Below are 15,719 nucleotides of genomic sequence, written 5' to 3' on the forward strand. Positions count from 1 at the left end.
TGTGCAGGTCTAGGACCCTCTGCCATTCCTCTTCTGTGTGTATTTTTGTCATGCAAACCTCTAAAGTTGTGTCCAACTTTTGGGGTTTACGTCACCTTTAGCTTCTCGTAGGCTTCTATTCCCGCAGCATCGCTTACCTTGTAAAAAACGTTCACCGGAGAATCACAAGTCAGCGCGTACTGACGCCCTACCGCTTCTTGCGGATAAATTTCAAGACCGCTTGCAGACTCTTCTACAGAAGAAATGTAGACAGGGACCATCTTTCCACCCATGGCGAACGGGTTCAAGATGTAGTTGCCATTCGGTATGTCGACACCATTCGTATCTTTTGCGATCGCATTGGCATAGACCACATCCAGTTCTCCAGCAAAGCTATACCCAGCAAGGGCAACTGCCAGTGTACAAAGTATTTTGTTCATTCCTTACCTCTCAAAAAAAGCACAACACATGTTGCACATACATAATCTATAATTTTTTTAACAAAAAAAGCCCCCGGCTTTTGACCGGGAGACTTTTTTAAGTGAATTCTTTTTAAGAATTTTTCCGTGAGCAAAAAGCGACCGGTATTAACCGGTCGCGATTGCGAGAGAATCGGCTCCAGAGTAAGGATTCTGGAGAATTTAGCCGATTCGGTCTGTTAGACAGCGCCCTGCCACTTCATGGCATCGGCAACCTTGAGGAAGCCAGCGATATTTGCACCCATGACGAGGTTGCCCTTCTGGCCGTACTTGACAGCGGCAGAGGAAGCAGCGGCGTAGATGCTCTTCATGATGCCTTCGAGCTTCTTGTCCACTTCTTCGAAGGTCCAGGAGAGACGTTCGGAGTTCTGGGACATTTCGAGACCGGAGGTAGCCACGCCACCAGCGTTAGCAGCCTTGGCAGGTCCAAAGAGAACGCCAGCCTTCTGGAAGGCTTCGATAGCTTCCGGAGTAGACGGCATGTTAGCACCTTCAGCAACGGCCTTCACGCCGTTAGCGATAAGGGCCTTGGCACCTTCGAGGTCGAGTTCGTTCTGAGTTGCGCACGGAAGAGCGATGTCGCACTTGACCGTCCAGACACCCTTAGAACCTTCGTGGTATTCAGAACCCGGAACGAGCTTGGCGTATTCGCTGATACGAGCGCGCTTCACGTTCTTGAGGTCGAGAACGATGTCGAGGTTGATGCCATTCGGGTCGTAGATGTAGCCGTTGGAGTCGGACATGGTCACGACCTTGCCACCGAGCTGAGTTGCCTTCTGGCAAGCGAACTGAGCAACGTTACCAGAACCGGAAATCACGACAGTCTTGCCCTGGAAGGAGTCGTTAGCGAGGTCCTTGAGCATTTCGCGAGTGAAGTAGCAGAGGCCGTAACCGGTAGCTTCGGTACGAGCGAGAGAACCACCGTAGGAGAGGCCCTTACCGGTGAGAACGCCCACAAATTCGTTGCGGATGCGCTTGTACTGACCGAACATGTAACCGATTTCGCGAGCGCCAGTACCCTGGTCACCAGCCGGAACGTCCGTGTCGGCACCGACGTGCTTGCAGAGTTCAGTCATGAAGGACTGGCAGAAACGCATCACTTCGTTGTCGCTCTTGCCCTTAGGATCGAAGTCGGAACCGCCCTTGCCGCCGCCCATGGGGAGCGTGGTCAAGCTGTTCTTGAAGATCTGTTCGAAGCCGAGGAACTTCAGCATGGAAAGAGTAACTTCGTTACGGAGACGGATACCGCCCTTGTAAGGACCGATAGCGGAGTTGAACTGCACGCGGTAGCCACGGTTGACCTGAACGTTACCCTTGTCATCGAGCCAAGGTACGCGGAAAGTGATCACGCGTTCCGGTTCGACGAGGCGGTCGATCACGCCGTTAGTTTCCCAAGACTTGTCCTGTTCGAGGACCGGGTCGAGGGATTCGAGGAATTCGCGGACAGCCTGGTGGAAGAGGGCCTGGTCCGGATCACGGGCGACGACCTTGTCATAAACCTTCTGAAGGTAAGCATTCTTGATTGCCATTTTTTATATCTCCGTTGAGAGTTTGATTGTTAATGTTTTCAACGGCTGTAAAGATAGCAAAGACGATTGGAAAAAAGTGAAAAACGGGCAAAAATCTTCAAAAACTTACATTTTTGTAAGTTACTTTTTTAACAGAAATCAAAAGTGCGTTTTTTCGTAAAAAATTAAAGGGCACTATCTCAAAAACTTACATTTTTGTAAGATTTGATATTTTTATAACAAAAGTAAAATTTATTTTACAAACAAGAACTACCAAAACTGTAAAAACAAAACCCCGCCGAACGGCGGGGCCTCATTAAATGGGGCTATTTACGGAAATATTAGTAAGACTTCACCGTAAACATTTCACTGACTCGGGCAGACATCACGCGGACGCGGAACACACCCTTGCTCTGGATCTTGAACTGAAGGTCGCTACCTTCGCTCTTGAGTTCCTGAACAAGCTTACCCGTGAGGTCGAACACCTGCACCTTGAAGGGCTTGCGTGCAACCTGGGAAACACTCACCAAGGAACCGTTAGAAGTCAGGTTGAAACTCTTGGCCAAGGCAAGACGTGGAACGATAGCTTCGATGGTATCCTTCTTCGTCGTATCCTTGACAACCGTATCCTTCTTCGTCGTGTCCTTCTTGACAATAGACTTGATGCCGAGATCTTCGTCGGTCTTCGGAGCCTTCTTGCTCAAGATATAGCCGAGAGCGCCAACGAGCGGAGCGTTCAAGTCAACGCAAACTTCGTTCGTCTGCCAGTTGGACGTATTGCCGTCATGGTTTCCGCTAGTAAAGTCGCCAGCAATCATACCGCCCAAGAGCTTGTTCTTTTCGGGAGGATTCGGAGCACCGCCGACTTCGACGCCAGCGTTTTCGTTAGCATAGTAGCCACGATGGTGCGGTCTAGACGGAGCATTTGCGCCGTTCTTGGAGAAACCGACCACGTAAGACTTCTTGCTGCCGTTATCGCCAAGCAAGTAGCTCACGTTCTTTTCGATCATTTCCATGTGTTCGTTCGTGTTATTGAACTTGTCAGACAAGGCGTACAAGAAAGCACCACCCGACGGAACACGTACCGGGAACTTACCCGAACCCATGCCATTGGGATTCTGGAAAATCTTGTCCTTGGCCTTTTCTTCGTAGATCAAGTCCAACACGCCGATGGCTTCCTTACGCATGCCATGCGGAGTTTCTTCGAACACGGCTTCGGCCATCACGGCAGACAGCGGCACCACGTTACTGTACATAAAGTGCGTGCCTTCGCCCAGGCTGAACTTCAAGTTATCATAACGGTCAATAGCGGCTGTCTTGTAAGAATTTTCACCGGTAGTGCGGTAAAGTTCAAGTTCAGCAAGGAACGGGCCGTCTTCCCAACGACCATCCCACCAACTGGATTCATAGAAGCCCTGAGAGTTCGTAACGCCCTTGTGAGACTTGGCGTAAGAATAGGCAGTCTTTGCAGCCTTCAGGTACTTAGCCTGATTTGCCGTATCAGGGTCAACACGAGCCATCACGGCAAGCATAGCGGCGGCAAGGCCCGAAGTAAAGCCATCGTTTGCGTTACCCGTAATTGAACGCGGTTCACCACCTTCGCCCGAGCCGAGCTTGCTCATGGCACCGGCAGTCACCCATTTCTGGTGGTCTGCATTACCATCGCCCTTGACCGTCACAAAGTTGTTTCCATCGATGGCAGCCTTTACCCAGAAATCTGCTTCGTAGCGGAGTTCTTCGAGCAGGTCACGTACCTTGTTGGGCTTACCGCTCTTCATGGTATAGTTGTTGGCTTCCTTGTAGTCGGTGTAGTCACCGGTATAAAGGTCGTAGAAACCTTCGGTAAATTCGGCATAAGCCAAGGCGAGCACATAAGAGGCGTAACCCTGGGACTGACCATACATCACGTGGTCACCGCAGTCAAACCAACCGCCGCTCACGTCTTTACCGTTATAACTATCCTTGGTAAAGCTAGTCGGGTTGCTCGTGCCATCCAAAATCCAGTTGGGGCCCTGGCCAGAACGCTGCGCACCGAAGAATCGGGTTGTCATCCACGCAGCTTCCACATAGTCGTCGGTGCTAAGTGCTGCAACAGCACTCGTCGCAGCCAAACCAAAAACGGCAAGGCCCGACAAAAGGTATTTTCTACAATTCATGACTTTCTCCAAAAATGACCACACCGCAAACCCAATGCCAATATAGCTTATTTTGGAGATTTTTCACACGAAAAGAAAGTTTACAAGATAGTATCTATCAACGTTTTATGTAAAATTCCGTTACTAAAAATAACCTGTTCGGCATCTACGAACTGCATGGGAGTTCCGTCAATATGGGTCGACTTGCCGCCAGCTTCTTCGACAATCAAGGCTATGGCTGCAATATCCCAGGGGTAGCTCATGGTCATCACGAAGCAGTCCAGGCGCCCACAGGCGGTAAAACAGCCCTCGATAACGGCCGAGCCAAAGCATTTGACGCGTTCGAAGGTTTCGGCTTCTCGGGCAAAATTCTTGGAATTCTGGGCGTTGATTTTGGCCACCTCGCCCACGTTAAAGTCACCGTTGCTCACAATCGCATGCACAGGATCCGATTCATCACTCACATGGATTGGCTTGCCGTTCATGAACGCTCCCCCGCCCTTTACGGCCGTAAAGAGTTCACCCAGCTTAGGCAAGTTCACCACCGCGACAAGCGGCTTGCCTTCAAAGTGGAGCGCAATCGAAATCCCCCAGAACGGGATTCCACGGCTAAAATTCACCGTACCATCGACCGGGTCGATAATCCAGCGGTAACGCGGATCCGTGCCCTCGATAATTCCCGCTTCTTCAGTGCGGATCGAATGTTCGGGAAACGCCTTGCGCAGGCCTTCTACAATCAGTTTCTCGCTTGCAATGTCGGCACGCGTCACCACGTCCTTCTTGGACTTGTACTTAATATCGCCCAGATCCTGCTGGATTTCTAGACAAAGAGCCCCCGCCTGTTTAGCGAGAGCTTCTGCGACTTTCAAAAAATCATCATTATTCATTATTCGTTCTTGTATGCACAGCAACGGAAACCGATGCTGGGAGACTTATAGAAATTCGCCACCCCGCGGTAAGAAACATGTTCTCCCGTAAGGAATACGACTTCAACGTGGTCAGGCACATACTTCATGCCGTTGCCAATCTTTTCGAGCCATTCGTCGCCACCCTTCTTGTATTCGGAATAGGGGGCGTAGTCCGTGCCCACAGAATTACCGTTGGAATCCTGCACATCAAAGAACTGCAGGCTGTCCGTGAAATCTTTCTGCGTAAGCACCTTATACAAAGTCCTCGAGGTGTCCGCTGCAAAAACCGTATCCACCTTGGTACCTTCGCGGTAAAGGTAAACAGAATCCGTCGTGTAGGCAAGACGCGTAAAGACAGGGAAACTGCGTCTAACGCACTGCGCCTGCATTTCGCGCTCTATGCCGCCCAGAATCTTGTACGAGCCACCCTTGAGCACGGCCAGCGTATCTTCGGAGCGGCCATTCACCCATTCCTGCAACTGGCCCGGCAAATCACGCACGCCCATGGAATTCATGCAGCGAGAAGTTCTCTTCGACACATCCATCGCAGTGATAGAATCGTTGGTAGACACGTTGCAATCCGTAATCAAGAATTGCAGCACATCCAGCGTATCTTCCTGGACAACGCCGTAAGCAAGCTTTCCACCCGAAAGGCAAACCAGTTCCCAGTCGCGTTCATTGCAAAGGCTTACGTTGAAACCATCTGCTGAGATCGCTTCGCAGGTCGCCAAGGCTTCGGAATGAAGCACGTTAGTCATAAAGGCGCCGGAATCGTTCTGATGCTCCAAGCGTTCCATGCAGAACAACGCCGTCGTATCGGAAGCCTTCACCGGAACAAAACCTTCGGGACATTCAATTTCGTTCGCAAGCGCCCCTGGCGACACCACAATAGTATCTACCAGAGCCACCGAATAGTAACCCGACATATCGATGGAGCGGATTCGGATAATCAACGTATCTCCCGGAGAAACCCAGCGAATGGTGTCCGTCACGAAGTTTCCCGTCGAAGAAACCTTCATCGTATCATCAGAAAGCTTGTACAGCTTGCTGTAGCGGTTCGAGCCGCCCGCATAGGCAATGGAATCCCACGTTCCGCTGCAAGGGTTCAAGCGTTCAATCCTGTAGGTCTGCACCGTATCGTAGCATACCTGGAAAAGGCAAGTATCCGGAATAGTCAATACGGAATCCACACCGATCCCATGATCCCTCTTGTACGGATCGACACTTCTGTTCCAGAAAATAGCCAAACGGTTATTGCTATCCAACCGTGCCGTTTCAGGGAACAAGGAATCCTTAATCGTAAACAGCTTTGTTGGCATCAAGGGCGCGACAGAATCCGTCGTCATGAAGTTCTTCCAGAACTTGTCGGATTCGTTCTTCGAGACATCCCACGAAGAAATCGTAACGGAATACCTGGATTCAGCCTTCAGGCCTTCGACAATGAGACGGAACACGTTGGAATCCAAGCTTTCCTGATTATAGCCCTTGCCGTCCGTGACCATAATGCGCAGGTAGTTCTTCACCCTGTCGCCATGGGACACCGTATCGACCCACATAGAATCGTTGTTGGCCGTGATTCGATAATGGATCTTGAAGGTTTCGCCCGTGGAATCAATTCCGTCCGGCGTTTCAAGCTTTACCTTGAGATTCCGGATATCTTCGTCCTTGTCCTCGGTATAGAATTCAATGTTGTAGCCGTAAATGGGCCCCGAAAGTTCATTGGGTTCGTAGTAATTCGTCTGGTCGGTAGACCTGGACCATTCCATCAAGTAACCCGTCGTCCACATGGAATCGGTAATGGTCACTACGGACGGATCGATCTTGTCTCCAAAATGCAAATAGACTCGCTGCACCGTACCGGGTCTTCCGCTGGAATAGTCACAGTAGATCGCCACCAAAAGGCTATCGCGGCCAGCCTTCACGAAATCCTGAATATAAGAGGTCACGTCAATGGTATCGAACAGGGATTCCGTTCCAGAAGGGAACTTGAAACTGTCGGTAGCCTTCGCAATCTTGTCGTCGTTGACAGTCTTTGCCGTGTCGCCCACCACCGTGGAATCCACCCACAGGTAAATCGTTTCGAGGTTTTCCGTATCGATCGGATAACGGAAGCGCACCTTAAAGCAATAGGATCCGCTGTCGGCGTCTTTTGCACATTCCTGCAACACCGAGACATCCGATATTTCACGGTCAAACAAAAATTCTATGGAACTGTCGTCATCGGAGCAGCCCGCAAAAAAGGCGGACAAAGCAACAAACAAAGCAAAAAGCGCCACACGCAGTGTATAAAGTCTAGACATCGGCCATAAAATAGCAAAAAATAATAGTAGGAAGTAGACTGTAGGCAGTAGGAAGTGGTTAGTTAATAGCAAATACAAAAAAACCGACGGTACTTGTGGTACCGCCGGCTCTAAACGATTCAAAACCGATTAGTTTTCTTCCGGGTAGACAGAAACTTTCTGACGCTTTGCATCGAGGCGTTCGAACTTCACCTTGCCATCGACGAGAGAGAACAGAGTAAAGTCTCTGCCCATACCAACGTTGGTGCCCTTGTGGAAGTGAGAACCGCGCTGACGAACGATGATGTTGCCAGCCTTGACGACTTCGCCCGCATACTTCTTCACACCAAGATATTTGGCGTTACTGTCGCGGCCGTTACGTACTGAACCTTGACCTTTCTTATGAGCCATGGATTATACCTCCTTAGCCTTACGCAGAGAGTTCTTCTTAACCTTGGCGGGCTTCGGGAGACCCTGGGCAATCTTTTCCTTGCGAGTCAGAGGCACATTCTGCACCTTCTGCTTGGCGAGGGCAGCCACGCGAGCGCGGTTGCGATCGATAACCTTGGAGTCGACCTTTGCGGATTCTGCGCCGGAGCGAAGTTCCGTAACCAGCACCTCGGTATAGCCCTGACGATGACCGTTACGACGTTCGTAACGGGTACGGCGCTTCTTCTTGTAAACGATGACGGTGTCATACTTGCCGTGGGCAAGAATTTCAACCTTCACGGAGGCGTCGTTCAGGACAGGGGTGCCGATTTGCACTTCTTTTCCTGCGAAAAGAAGAACGGACTTGAGCTCCAGTTCGGAACCAACAGCGGCATCGAGCGTGGGGACCTTGTAAGCCTTGCCCAGCTCAACTTTATACTGGAAACCACCTGTTTCAACAATAGAATACATTTTTGTAATCCTTTTTTGGTTGCTATTGGGACCCCAAATGTAGCAAAATTTGGAAAAATGTAAAGACAAAAGCCCATTTTTTTCTAAATTTCACCTCAAAATTTCATAAAGGAACCTCGAATGAGCAAGATTTTGAGCCTTGATGGCGACTGGCAGATGATTTGGGACACCGAAGATGCCGGTATTTCTAATCGTTGGTACGCTACTTACCCCAAAGACACCCAGGAAGTGCAAGTCCCCCACATTTGGGAAAGGGCTTTTGACAAGCTCTTGATGTCGCACGACTGCGCCTTCTACTTCAAGCGTTTTACCATCGATGACGAAAAGCAGGTCGCAAAGCGCATTTTCTTGCGTTTTGAACGCATTGCAAGCCACGCCACCGTCTGGCTGAACGGCAAGCTCCTGGGCACCCACTTTGGCGCCTACACTCCTTTTATTATTGAACTCCAGAAGGCCTTGAAACTCGGCGAAGAAAACGTGCTCTGCGTACGCGTCGCCAACATGGGCGCCCTCAACAGCCGTATCGACTTCGGCCGCGAAAGTGCCGACGGCGCCGACGACCGCTTTGTCCACCCGGGCGAACTCCCGGTCGGCCTCCCCTGGACCCAGTACCCGTTTGGTGGTATCTTTGGCCATGTGGACCTGATTCTCGGTACCGCAGCCTTTATTTCTGACGTGAAGCTCGAACCCGATGCCGACACCCAGCGCATCGCCTGCGAAATCAGCTTCAACAACCCCCGCGGCTTCCAGACCAGGCTCCGCGTGCTCATGCGCAACCCCGATGGCGACGTTTACGAGCAGTTCGTGAACAACCTGAAGCTCGACAAGGAAAACATGACCCAGCGTTTTGTTTTCGAAGTCAAGGAACAGCAGCGCCACAAGTTCCAGTGGAGCCCCGAACACCCCAATGTCTACGCCATTGAATTCCAGATGGAAATCAAAGCCGGCAAGGAAAAGGACGGCAAGGAAATCAAGCGCGCCGAATACGCGTTCCCCGTGGTGCGCACCTTCGGTTTCCGCAAGTTCGACTGTCTTAAGGGCGACTACTACCTGAACGACCAGATTTTGAAAATCCAGGGCATCTCCTACAACCAGCAGTGGAGCGAAGGTGGCCTTTGGACATTCGACAACCCAAAGCTGGAAAAGGACCTGCAGGCTGTGAAGGCCGCCGGTTACAACGCTATCCGCAGCTGCGGTGCCCCGCTTTCGAACCAGGCCCTCGACATTTGCGACAAGCTGGGCCTTATCGTGTTCCAGGAATTCCCGATCCACACCATGAGGTCTACCGCCCAGGGTCTTGAAATCGTCAAGAAACTAATCAACGACATCGTGGCCGAACAGCACAACCACCCCTGCATTGGCGCATGGGTCATGGGTGCCGAAAACGGAACGCTCCTATTGCAGAACGGAAACAAGCTGTTGAACGCTATCAGCCCGGTGGACATGACTCGCCCGGTCATTAGCAACCTGAACAGTATCTACATCGATAACGAAGGCAACTTCCGCAAGGATACCGGCAAGCTCTTGCCCGTGTCTGTCGACAAGATTTCGACCTACGCCACGCTCCGCATGAACCCGCGTATGACGCCGAATGCCGCCTACACGCACTTCTTGGCTCACAGCTTCGACCGCGACGCCGAAGAAATTTCCGTGCCGGATACGGGCCTTGGCGATAGCCACTTCCAGGACGAAGAGGAAAATGTAGTCAGCGACATCAACAACAAGATGCTGGTGACGCTCAAGAACCACACGCTCCTCCCGGAAACGGCAACCAACATCAAGGGACCGCGCAGCTCCAAGAACCAGAAGGCCATCAAGAACGCCATCAAGGCAATCGAAACCTTCGTGGAAAGCGACATGTCCATTTGGAAGGACTACAAGAGCTTTGTGGCCGACGCCAACCGCATCGCCATCAAGAGTAAGCTCGACCAGATTACCGCTCTCCAGAGCAACCCGCAGATTGCAGGTTTCTTCCTGGACCAGTGGGCCGACTGCGGTACCGAATTTGACGGTCTGTGCGACGAAAACCGCGTGAGCAAGGGCTTCGAAGATTTCTCCAAGGAAATCACGACTCCGAGCCGTGCTCTCATCAGCGAACTGGAACACGTGGTTGCCCCGCAATCCGAAATCAGCTTCCAGGTGACGCTCTTGAACAACAGCCGTTACGAAGACGTTTCTGTTGAAGTCAAGCTGGTAGACGACAAGGGCAAGGAACTTGCCACCGACAAGATTTCCCCTGAAGAACCCGCCGGCAAGACGAGCCTTACGCAGATGGGCATTTGCACCATGATGGCTCCGCGTGCCGAAGGTAGCTACAAGTTGCAGGTCACGCTCATTAACGACGGCAACAAGATTCATACGACCGAAGAAGACTTGATCGTAATCGCCGAAGCCGACGTGAAGAGCGCCATGAAGAAGGTCTGCTTCTTGGACAACAGTGAAGAATCCAGCGACGCTCTCGCCGCACTCACTGGCCCGGAACAGGTGATCTTTACCGCCAACTTGAGCTCCTGGCCCGACGAAATCCTGGACAAGATTGTAGACGTGGTGAAGAACGGCGGCAAGACTCTCTTGCTCTCCGACCTCACTCAAGAAGATATCGACTACATGAACCAGAGCCACCAGTTCGACTGCAACATCGAATCTCACTGGAGCACGGGCGCAAACGAACTCAGCTTGCACTACCTGCCCAAGGGTTCTGAACTTGCACCGGTATTCGGCGAAGCCTCTGTTCTCGACAGCAACGCCGCCGCCATCATGCCGAGCATTTCGTTGAACGAACTGCCGGGCGCCAAGGTGTTCGCACGCTCTGTGACCCTGAAGGACGGCGAAGTCAAGACCGGTTCTGACCTGCAGCTCTACCCGTTCGGTAACGGCAAGATCATGTTCAACCAGTTCAACGTATTCGAAGGTCTGGAAACGAACGTGCTCGCCGACAAGCTGTTTGCGACGATCGTGAACTTGCTGTAATCGCTTAGAACAAAATAAAAAGGACTCGGCGCTCCCCGAGAGAGAAGGAATGCGCCGAGTCTAAACACCCAAGTCCGATACCTTGCGACTATAAACCCACGTCGCGGGTAAAAACAAACCTGTACGTTACTAACTTATACTCCAATGTGATGAAAATCAAGTTTTACATTGTAAAACAATTGAAACAATCACGTAGAATACACAAAAAAGGATAAAAACGGCTTATGACTTGCTCCAACTTGAAATATTCCAACTTGGAAGAATACTCCGACCTTCTGGCCAGAAACGCCCAGAAGGCAAGCAAGACGCTCCGTACCCTGCCGGGAGAAAAGCGTAGCGCCGTGCTGAATCGCGTTGCCCAGATTTTGCGCGATCGTAAGCCAGAAATCCTTGCCGCAAACAAGATTGACCTTGAAGCAGCCGCCGGAAAGCTCGACGACTCGAAGATGGACCGCCTGACTTTGAACGACGCCCGCATCGAGGCCATGGCCAAGGGTGCCGAAGAAATTGCATCCTTTGCAGATCCGCTGAACAAAGTGCTCGAAAGCCGCGAACTCAAGAACGGCATCAAGATTAGCCGCGTGGCAGTGCCTATCGGTTCCGTATTCTTTATTTTTGAAAGCCGCCCGAACGTAACGATCGATGGCGCTTGCCTCTGCTTTAAGGCGGGCAATGCCGTAATTTTGCGTGGCGGTAAGGAATCTCTGAATTCTGCCAAGTGCCTCGCCGGAATCTTCCACGAAGCCCTCGCCGAAGCAGGCATCGACCAAGACGCCGTACAGCTCGTGACCGAAACGAGCCACGACCTGGTGGGCATGCTCCTGCAGCGCAACGATTGCCTCGACCTCGTGATTCCTCGCGGTGGCGAACGCCTGATCCGCGCGGTCGTGGAACAGAGCAAGATTCCCGTGATCAAGCACTTCAACGGCATTTGCCACGTGTACGTGGACAAGTCCGCCGACATGGACAAGGCGGTGAACATTCTGATCAACGCCAAGACGCAGCGCACCGGCGTGTGCAACGCCATGGAATGCGTGATTATCGACCGCCATATCGATGATGCCACTACCAAGAAGTTGATCGATTGCCTCGCCGACCGCGGCGTAGAACTCTTTGGCAACAAGGACGCCCAGAACCACGACAGTCGTATCAAGGACATTGGCGACGACAGCAATTACCACCACGAATACCTGGCCCTCAAGGCAAGCGTCAAGTTCGTCGATAACGTAGCCGAAGCCTGCGACCATATCGAAAAGAACAGCAGCCGCCACACCGAAGCTGTGGTCGCCGAAGACACTAGCGTCCAAGACTACTTTGTCGCGAACGTGGACAGCAGCAGCGTGATGGTGAACGCCAGTACGCGCTTTGCCGACGGTGGCGAATACGGCCTCGGCGCTGAGGTGGGTATTTCGACCGACAAGTTGCATGCCCGCGGCCCCATGGGCGTGGAAAGCCTCTGCAGCTACAAGTGGATTCTCCGCGGCAATGGCCAGGTGAGAGGTTAATCATGAAATTTGATGAACTGATTAAAGAGATTAAATTCGAAGTCGTTGTGGACGGCGTTGCACTTGCCCCCGCAATCGTTCAAGATGCAGATAAGGGCGATGTTCTCATGATGGCATGGATGAACGAAGAAGCACTCCGCCGCACACACGAATGTGGCGAAATGGTGTTCTGGAGCCGTAGCCGCAAGGAATACTGGCACAAGGGCGACACCAGCGGAAACGTGATGACCGTCGTGGAATGGGCCGCCGACTGCGACAGCGACGCTTTACTCTTTAAGGTTCGCATGCAGGGTCCGCAGGTGGCTTGCCACACGGGTGCCCGCAGCTGCTTCTTTAAAAAATGTGAAAAATAAAATGAGAAATGTGAGATGAAAAAAATTCTCGCACTATTGCTCACGATGGCGATTTCGGGATTTGCCCAGGACCGTCACCAGATGGGTAGCAACTACTACGCCTACCCCACTCCGACCGCCAAGTATACCAAGGCTCCCGCCGGCTACAAGCCGTTTTACCTGAGCCATTACGGCAGACACGGCAGCCGCTTTCACCAGCCTGCCGACCATTACCATGCTCTGTACAACACGCTCGCCAAGGCCGATTCCTTAGGCAAGCTCACCGATTTGGGTAAAAGCCTGCTTGAACGCGCCAAGTACCTGGACGAATACGCCGCCCCGCGCGCAGGCGATTTGACCCAGCTCGGCGTGGCCCAGCACCAGGGAATCGCAAAGCGCATGGTCAAGAACTTCCCCGAAGTGTTCAAGAACGATGCCTACGTTGAAGCCTACGCTAGCACTAGCGTGCGCTGCGTCGTTAGCATGGCCGCATTCCTCGAAGAACTGCATGCACAAAAGCCCAAGGTCGAGATTCACCAGGAATCGGGCAAATACTTGATGAGTTTTATCAGCCCGCTTGATTTCGGCAAAATTATCAACGAATCGAACACGCCCGCATGGCAAAAGGAAAACGAAAAGCTATACAGCCATGTGAATCCGACACGCATGATGCGCGCCATATTCAACGATTCCAACTACATCAAGAAGAATGTAGACGGAGGCGATCTTTTAAGCAAGATTTATGAAATCGGAAACAGCCTGCAAGGCAGCCCCGAAATCGAATTCAATTTTGACGATTTGTGGACCGACGAAGAACTCACCGCTCGCTGGCACGCGCAAAATGCCTGGTGGTATAGCGTTCTCGGCAACAATTCCTTCGCCAAAAAGCAGGGCCTCGAAAACGCACGCCCGCTCCTGAAAAACGTTCTGGACGAAGCCGACAAGGTGATTGCCGCCGACACGACAAAGGCCGACAAGACTGCCAAAAAGACAACGGCCACACTCCGCTTCGGACACGATACTGTAATCATTCCGTTCGCCGTATTGCTGCAATTAGAAAACGGTTCGATGAATACCGGAATTGAAACCGCCGACATGGAAAACCTGCACAAAGTCTGGCGCGACTACGAAATCACCCCGATGGCCGCGAACGTGCAATTTATCTTCTACAAGTCCGCCAAGAAAGGCTCCCCCATTTTGGTAAAGGTGATGCTCAACGAAATCGAGCAAAAACTGCCCGTGACATGCGATACAGCAACAGTAAAGAACTGCCCCGCCGCGCCATATTACCGCTGGGACGACGTAAGAGAGTTCTATAGAAAGTAAAAGAAAAATCCCCCGCATCCGCGAGGGACTTTTTGTGTTTAAGGGTTCTCGAGTACTTGGTTTTGTCGCGGACGATTCTAGTCCGTAGCGTTGCTCCGTTCTGGGAGCCGTCTATGCGGAGCGTTCGCATTCTTGCACTTTCCGTTGCGGCATCGGCAACCTTGCCCGCCGCTTTCGCTCTGTTTTTAGCCATAACGGCCTCCTTGAGGGGCAAATATAAATTATTATCTTTAGGCAGTAAAGGGTTTAAGGCTTCTTTTGAAAGATTCCATTGCAGATAGTATTCGACGTCATGGGTTCAAGCGCCTGTTGCTTGCGGTTTCGGGCGGTCTAGATTCTATTTGTCTGGCGCATTATTTCATCAAGAATCGCGAAGCGCTCGGGATTGAATGGCTGGGAATTGCGCATGTACATCATGGACTGCGGGTCGGAACAGCCGACCGCGATGCCGCATTTGTTGAAGCTTTCGCGAAAAAACATAACATTCCATTTTTCTTGAAAAAGCTAGATGGCGAAGCGCTAAAAAATGCCGAAGGGTCACTCGAAGAAAACGCGAGAGAAGCCAGGTACAAAGCATTAGCAGAAATCACTCAGGATGACTCATTTCTCCCGCATAAAACCTCATACCTCAAAGGGAGCGTAGCGACCGACCTCATTCCTCATACCTCATTAGTCATTGTAACGGCGCATCATGCGGGCGACCAAGCGGAAACCATGTACATGCGACTCCGCCGAGGAACAACGCTAGCAGGCCTCAAGGGAATTCAAGAAGTACGAGGCAACATTTACCGTCCTTTTCTGAATGTGACTCGAGCGGAACTTCTTGCGTATGCTCGTGAAAATAATCTTGAGTGGTGCGAAGACGAAAGCAATTCCGATGTAAAATTCGCACGAAACAAGGTGCGGCACGAATTTCTCCCGCAGCTGGAAAAAGAATGCCCAGGCGCTGCGACGCAATTGTGCAGAATTGCCCAGTTGGCAGACAAGGCGTATGCGAAAGTAATTGAAGAATGCGACGCGATGTTTCAAGAGACCCTTCCCCTGAAACAAGTTCAGGGTCAGGGTGACACGGCTCCATTCTCACACCTCAAAGGGAGCGAAGCGACCGACCTCACACCTCATACCATCATCGCTTTGAACAAGAAGGCTCTCCGCAAAATTCTGCGGGAGCATGCCTGTACGGACTTATCGGAAATGTTCCGTTTGTGGCTTTCGGAGCAGGGTTTCCGCTTCCCGATTGGGTTCTTCTACGACCAAAAAGAGCCCGCACATCTTAAAATTCCCGTACGCGCCGCTTACCGCAAGCGTTCTATCGTCAAAAACGGCTCAACCGTCTTCATTTGCGAATTTGAAAGCGTCGAGGCAGCCCTAAAATTTGTATCTTGCAAGTGAACGTAT

Annotated in this window: 12 protein-coding genes; 5 read left to right on the forward strand and 7 right to left on the reverse strand. The window is 51.6% G+C overall.

What is annotated here, in order from left to right; genetic code table 11:
* Positions 1-86: 86 nt before the first annotated feature.
* The 7 genes from BUA40_RS12690 to rplU all read right to left on the reverse strand — a co-directional run bounded on the left by BUA40_RS12690 (position 87) and on the right by rplU (position 8,188).
* A complete protein-coding gene (locus BUA40_RS12690) occupies positions 87-419 on the reverse strand; it encodes a hypothetical protein (RefSeq protein WP_072801229.1) in 333 nt (110 codons plus the stop codon).
* Positions 420-637: 218 nt separating this feature from the next.
* On the reverse strand, positions 638-1,987 hold the full coding sequence (gdhA, locus tag BUA40_RS12695; RefSeq protein ID WP_072801230.1) for an NADP-specific glutamate dehydrogenase: 1,350 nt from the start codon (positions 1,985-1,987) through the stop codon (positions 638-640).
* 320 nt (positions 1,988-2,307) lie between these two features.
* Complete coding sequence (locus BUA40_RS12700) at positions 2,308-4,122, reverse strand: glycoside hydrolase family 9 protein (protein ID WP_083585407.1); 1,815 nt, start codon at positions 4,120-4,122, stop codon at positions 2,308-2,310.
* Positions 4,123-4,202: 80 nt separating this feature from the next.
* The gene (locus BUA40_RS12705) at positions 4,203-4,988 is read right to left on the reverse strand and encodes an inositol monophosphatase family protein (RefSeq protein WP_255369312.1); all 786 of its coding nucleotides are present in this window, start codon (positions 4,986-4,988) and stop codon (positions 4,203-4,205) included.
* Complete coding sequence (locus BUA40_RS12710; RefSeq protein WP_072801232.1) at positions 4,988-7,309, reverse strand: hypothetical protein; 2,322 nt, start codon at positions 7,307-7,309, stop codon at positions 4,988-4,990. The genes BUA40_RS12705 and BUA40_RS12710 overlap by 1 nt, the downstream gene beginning before the upstream one ends.
* Positions 7,310-7,438: 129 nt before the next feature.
* A complete protein-coding gene (gene rpmA / locus BUA40_RS12715) occupies positions 7,439-7,699 on the reverse strand; it encodes a 50S ribosomal protein L27 (protein WP_072801233.1) in 261 nt (86 codons plus the stop codon).
* Between the two features lie 3 nt (positions 7,700-7,702).
* On the reverse strand, positions 7,703-8,188 hold the full coding sequence (rplU, locus tag BUA40_RS12720) for a 50S ribosomal protein L21 (RefSeq protein ID WP_072801234.1): 486 nt from the start codon (positions 8,186-8,188) through the stop codon (positions 7,703-7,705).
* A gap of 120 nt (positions 8,189-8,308) precedes the next feature.
* Between rplU and BUA40_RS12725 the strand changes: the two genes are divergently transcribed.
* From BUA40_RS12725 to tilS, 5 genes are all read left to right on the forward strand, one after another.
* On the forward strand, positions 8,309-11,158 hold the full coding sequence (locus tag BUA40_RS12725) for a glycoside hydrolase family 2 protein (RefSeq protein ID WP_072801235.1): 2,850 nt from the start codon (positions 8,309-8,311) through the stop codon (positions 11,156-11,158).
* 224 nt (positions 11,159-11,382) lie between these two features.
* Positions 11,383-12,663: a glutamate-5-semialdehyde dehydrogenase gene (locus BUA40_RS12730; protein ID WP_072801236.1), complete on the forward strand. Its 1,281-nt coding sequence runs from the start codon at positions 11,383-11,385 to the stop codon at positions 12,661-12,663.
* 2 nt (positions 12,664-12,665) lie between these two features.
* On the forward strand, positions 12,666-13,016 hold the full coding sequence (gene hisI / locus BUA40_RS12735; RefSeq protein ID WP_072801237.1) for a phosphoribosyl-AMP cyclohydrolase: 351 nt from the start codon (positions 12,666-12,668) through the stop codon (positions 13,014-13,016).
* Positions 13,017-13,031: 15 nt separating this feature from the next.
* On the forward strand, positions 13,032-14,321 hold the full coding sequence (locus BUA40_RS12740; RefSeq protein WP_072801238.1) for a histidine-type phosphatase: 1,290 nt from the start codon (positions 13,032-13,034) through the stop codon (positions 14,319-14,321).
* 258 nt (positions 14,322-14,579) lie between these two features.
* On the forward strand, positions 14,580-15,713 hold the full coding sequence (tilS, locus tag BUA40_RS12745) for a tRNA lysidine(34) synthetase TilS (RefSeq protein ID WP_072801239.1): 1,134 nt from the start codon (positions 14,580-14,582) through the stop codon (positions 15,711-15,713).
* Positions 15,714-15,719 lie beyond the last annotated feature (6 nt).

Origin of the sequence: Fibrobacter sp. UWT2, from assembly GCF_900142545.1 — a bacterium.
Classification (GTDB): Bacteria; Fibrobacterota; Fibrobacteria; order Fibrobacterales; family Fibrobacteraceae; genus Fibrobacter.

Coding starts and splice junctions, on each gene's coding strand:
- BUA40_RS12690 (WP_072801229.1), bottom strand. CDS start 419: ATGAACAAAATACTTTGTACACTGGCAGTTGCCCTTGCTGGGTATAGC.
- gdhA (WP_072801230.1), bottom strand. CDS start 1,987: ATGGCAATCAAGAATGCTTACCTTCAGAAGGTTTATGACAAGGTCGTC.
- BUA40_RS12700 (WP_083585407.1), bottom strand. CDS start 4,122: ATGAATTGTAGAAAATACCTTTTGTCGGGCCTTGCCGTTTTTGGTTTG.
- BUA40_RS12705 (WP_255369312.1), bottom strand. CDS start 4,988: ATGAATAATGATGATTTTTTGAAAGTCGCAGAAGCTCTCGCTAAACAG.
- BUA40_RS12710 (WP_072801232.1), bottom strand. CDS start 7,309: ATGTCTAGACTTTATACACTGCGTGTGGCGCTTTTTGCTTTGTTTGTT.
- rpmA (WP_072801233.1), bottom strand. CDS start 7,699: ATGGCTCATAAGAAAGGTCAAGGTTCAGTACGTAACGGCCGCGACAGT.
- rplU (WP_072801234.1), bottom strand. CDS start 8,188: ATGTATTCTATTGTTGAAACAGGTGGTTTCCAGTATAAAGTTGAGCTG.
- BUA40_RS12725 (WP_072801235.1), top strand. CDS start 8,309: ATGAGCAAGATTTTGAGCCTTGATGGCGACTGGCAGATGATTTGGGAC.
- BUA40_RS12730 (WP_072801236.1), top strand. CDS start 11,383: ATGACTTGCTCCAACTTGAAATATTCCAACTTGGAAGAATACTCCGAC.
- hisI (WP_072801237.1), top strand. CDS start 12,666: ATGAAATTTGATGAACTGATTAAAGAGATTAAATTCGAAGTCGTTGTG.
- BUA40_RS12740 (WP_072801238.1), top strand. CDS start 13,032: ATGAAAAAAATTCTCGCACTATTGCTCACGATGGCGATTTCGGGATTT.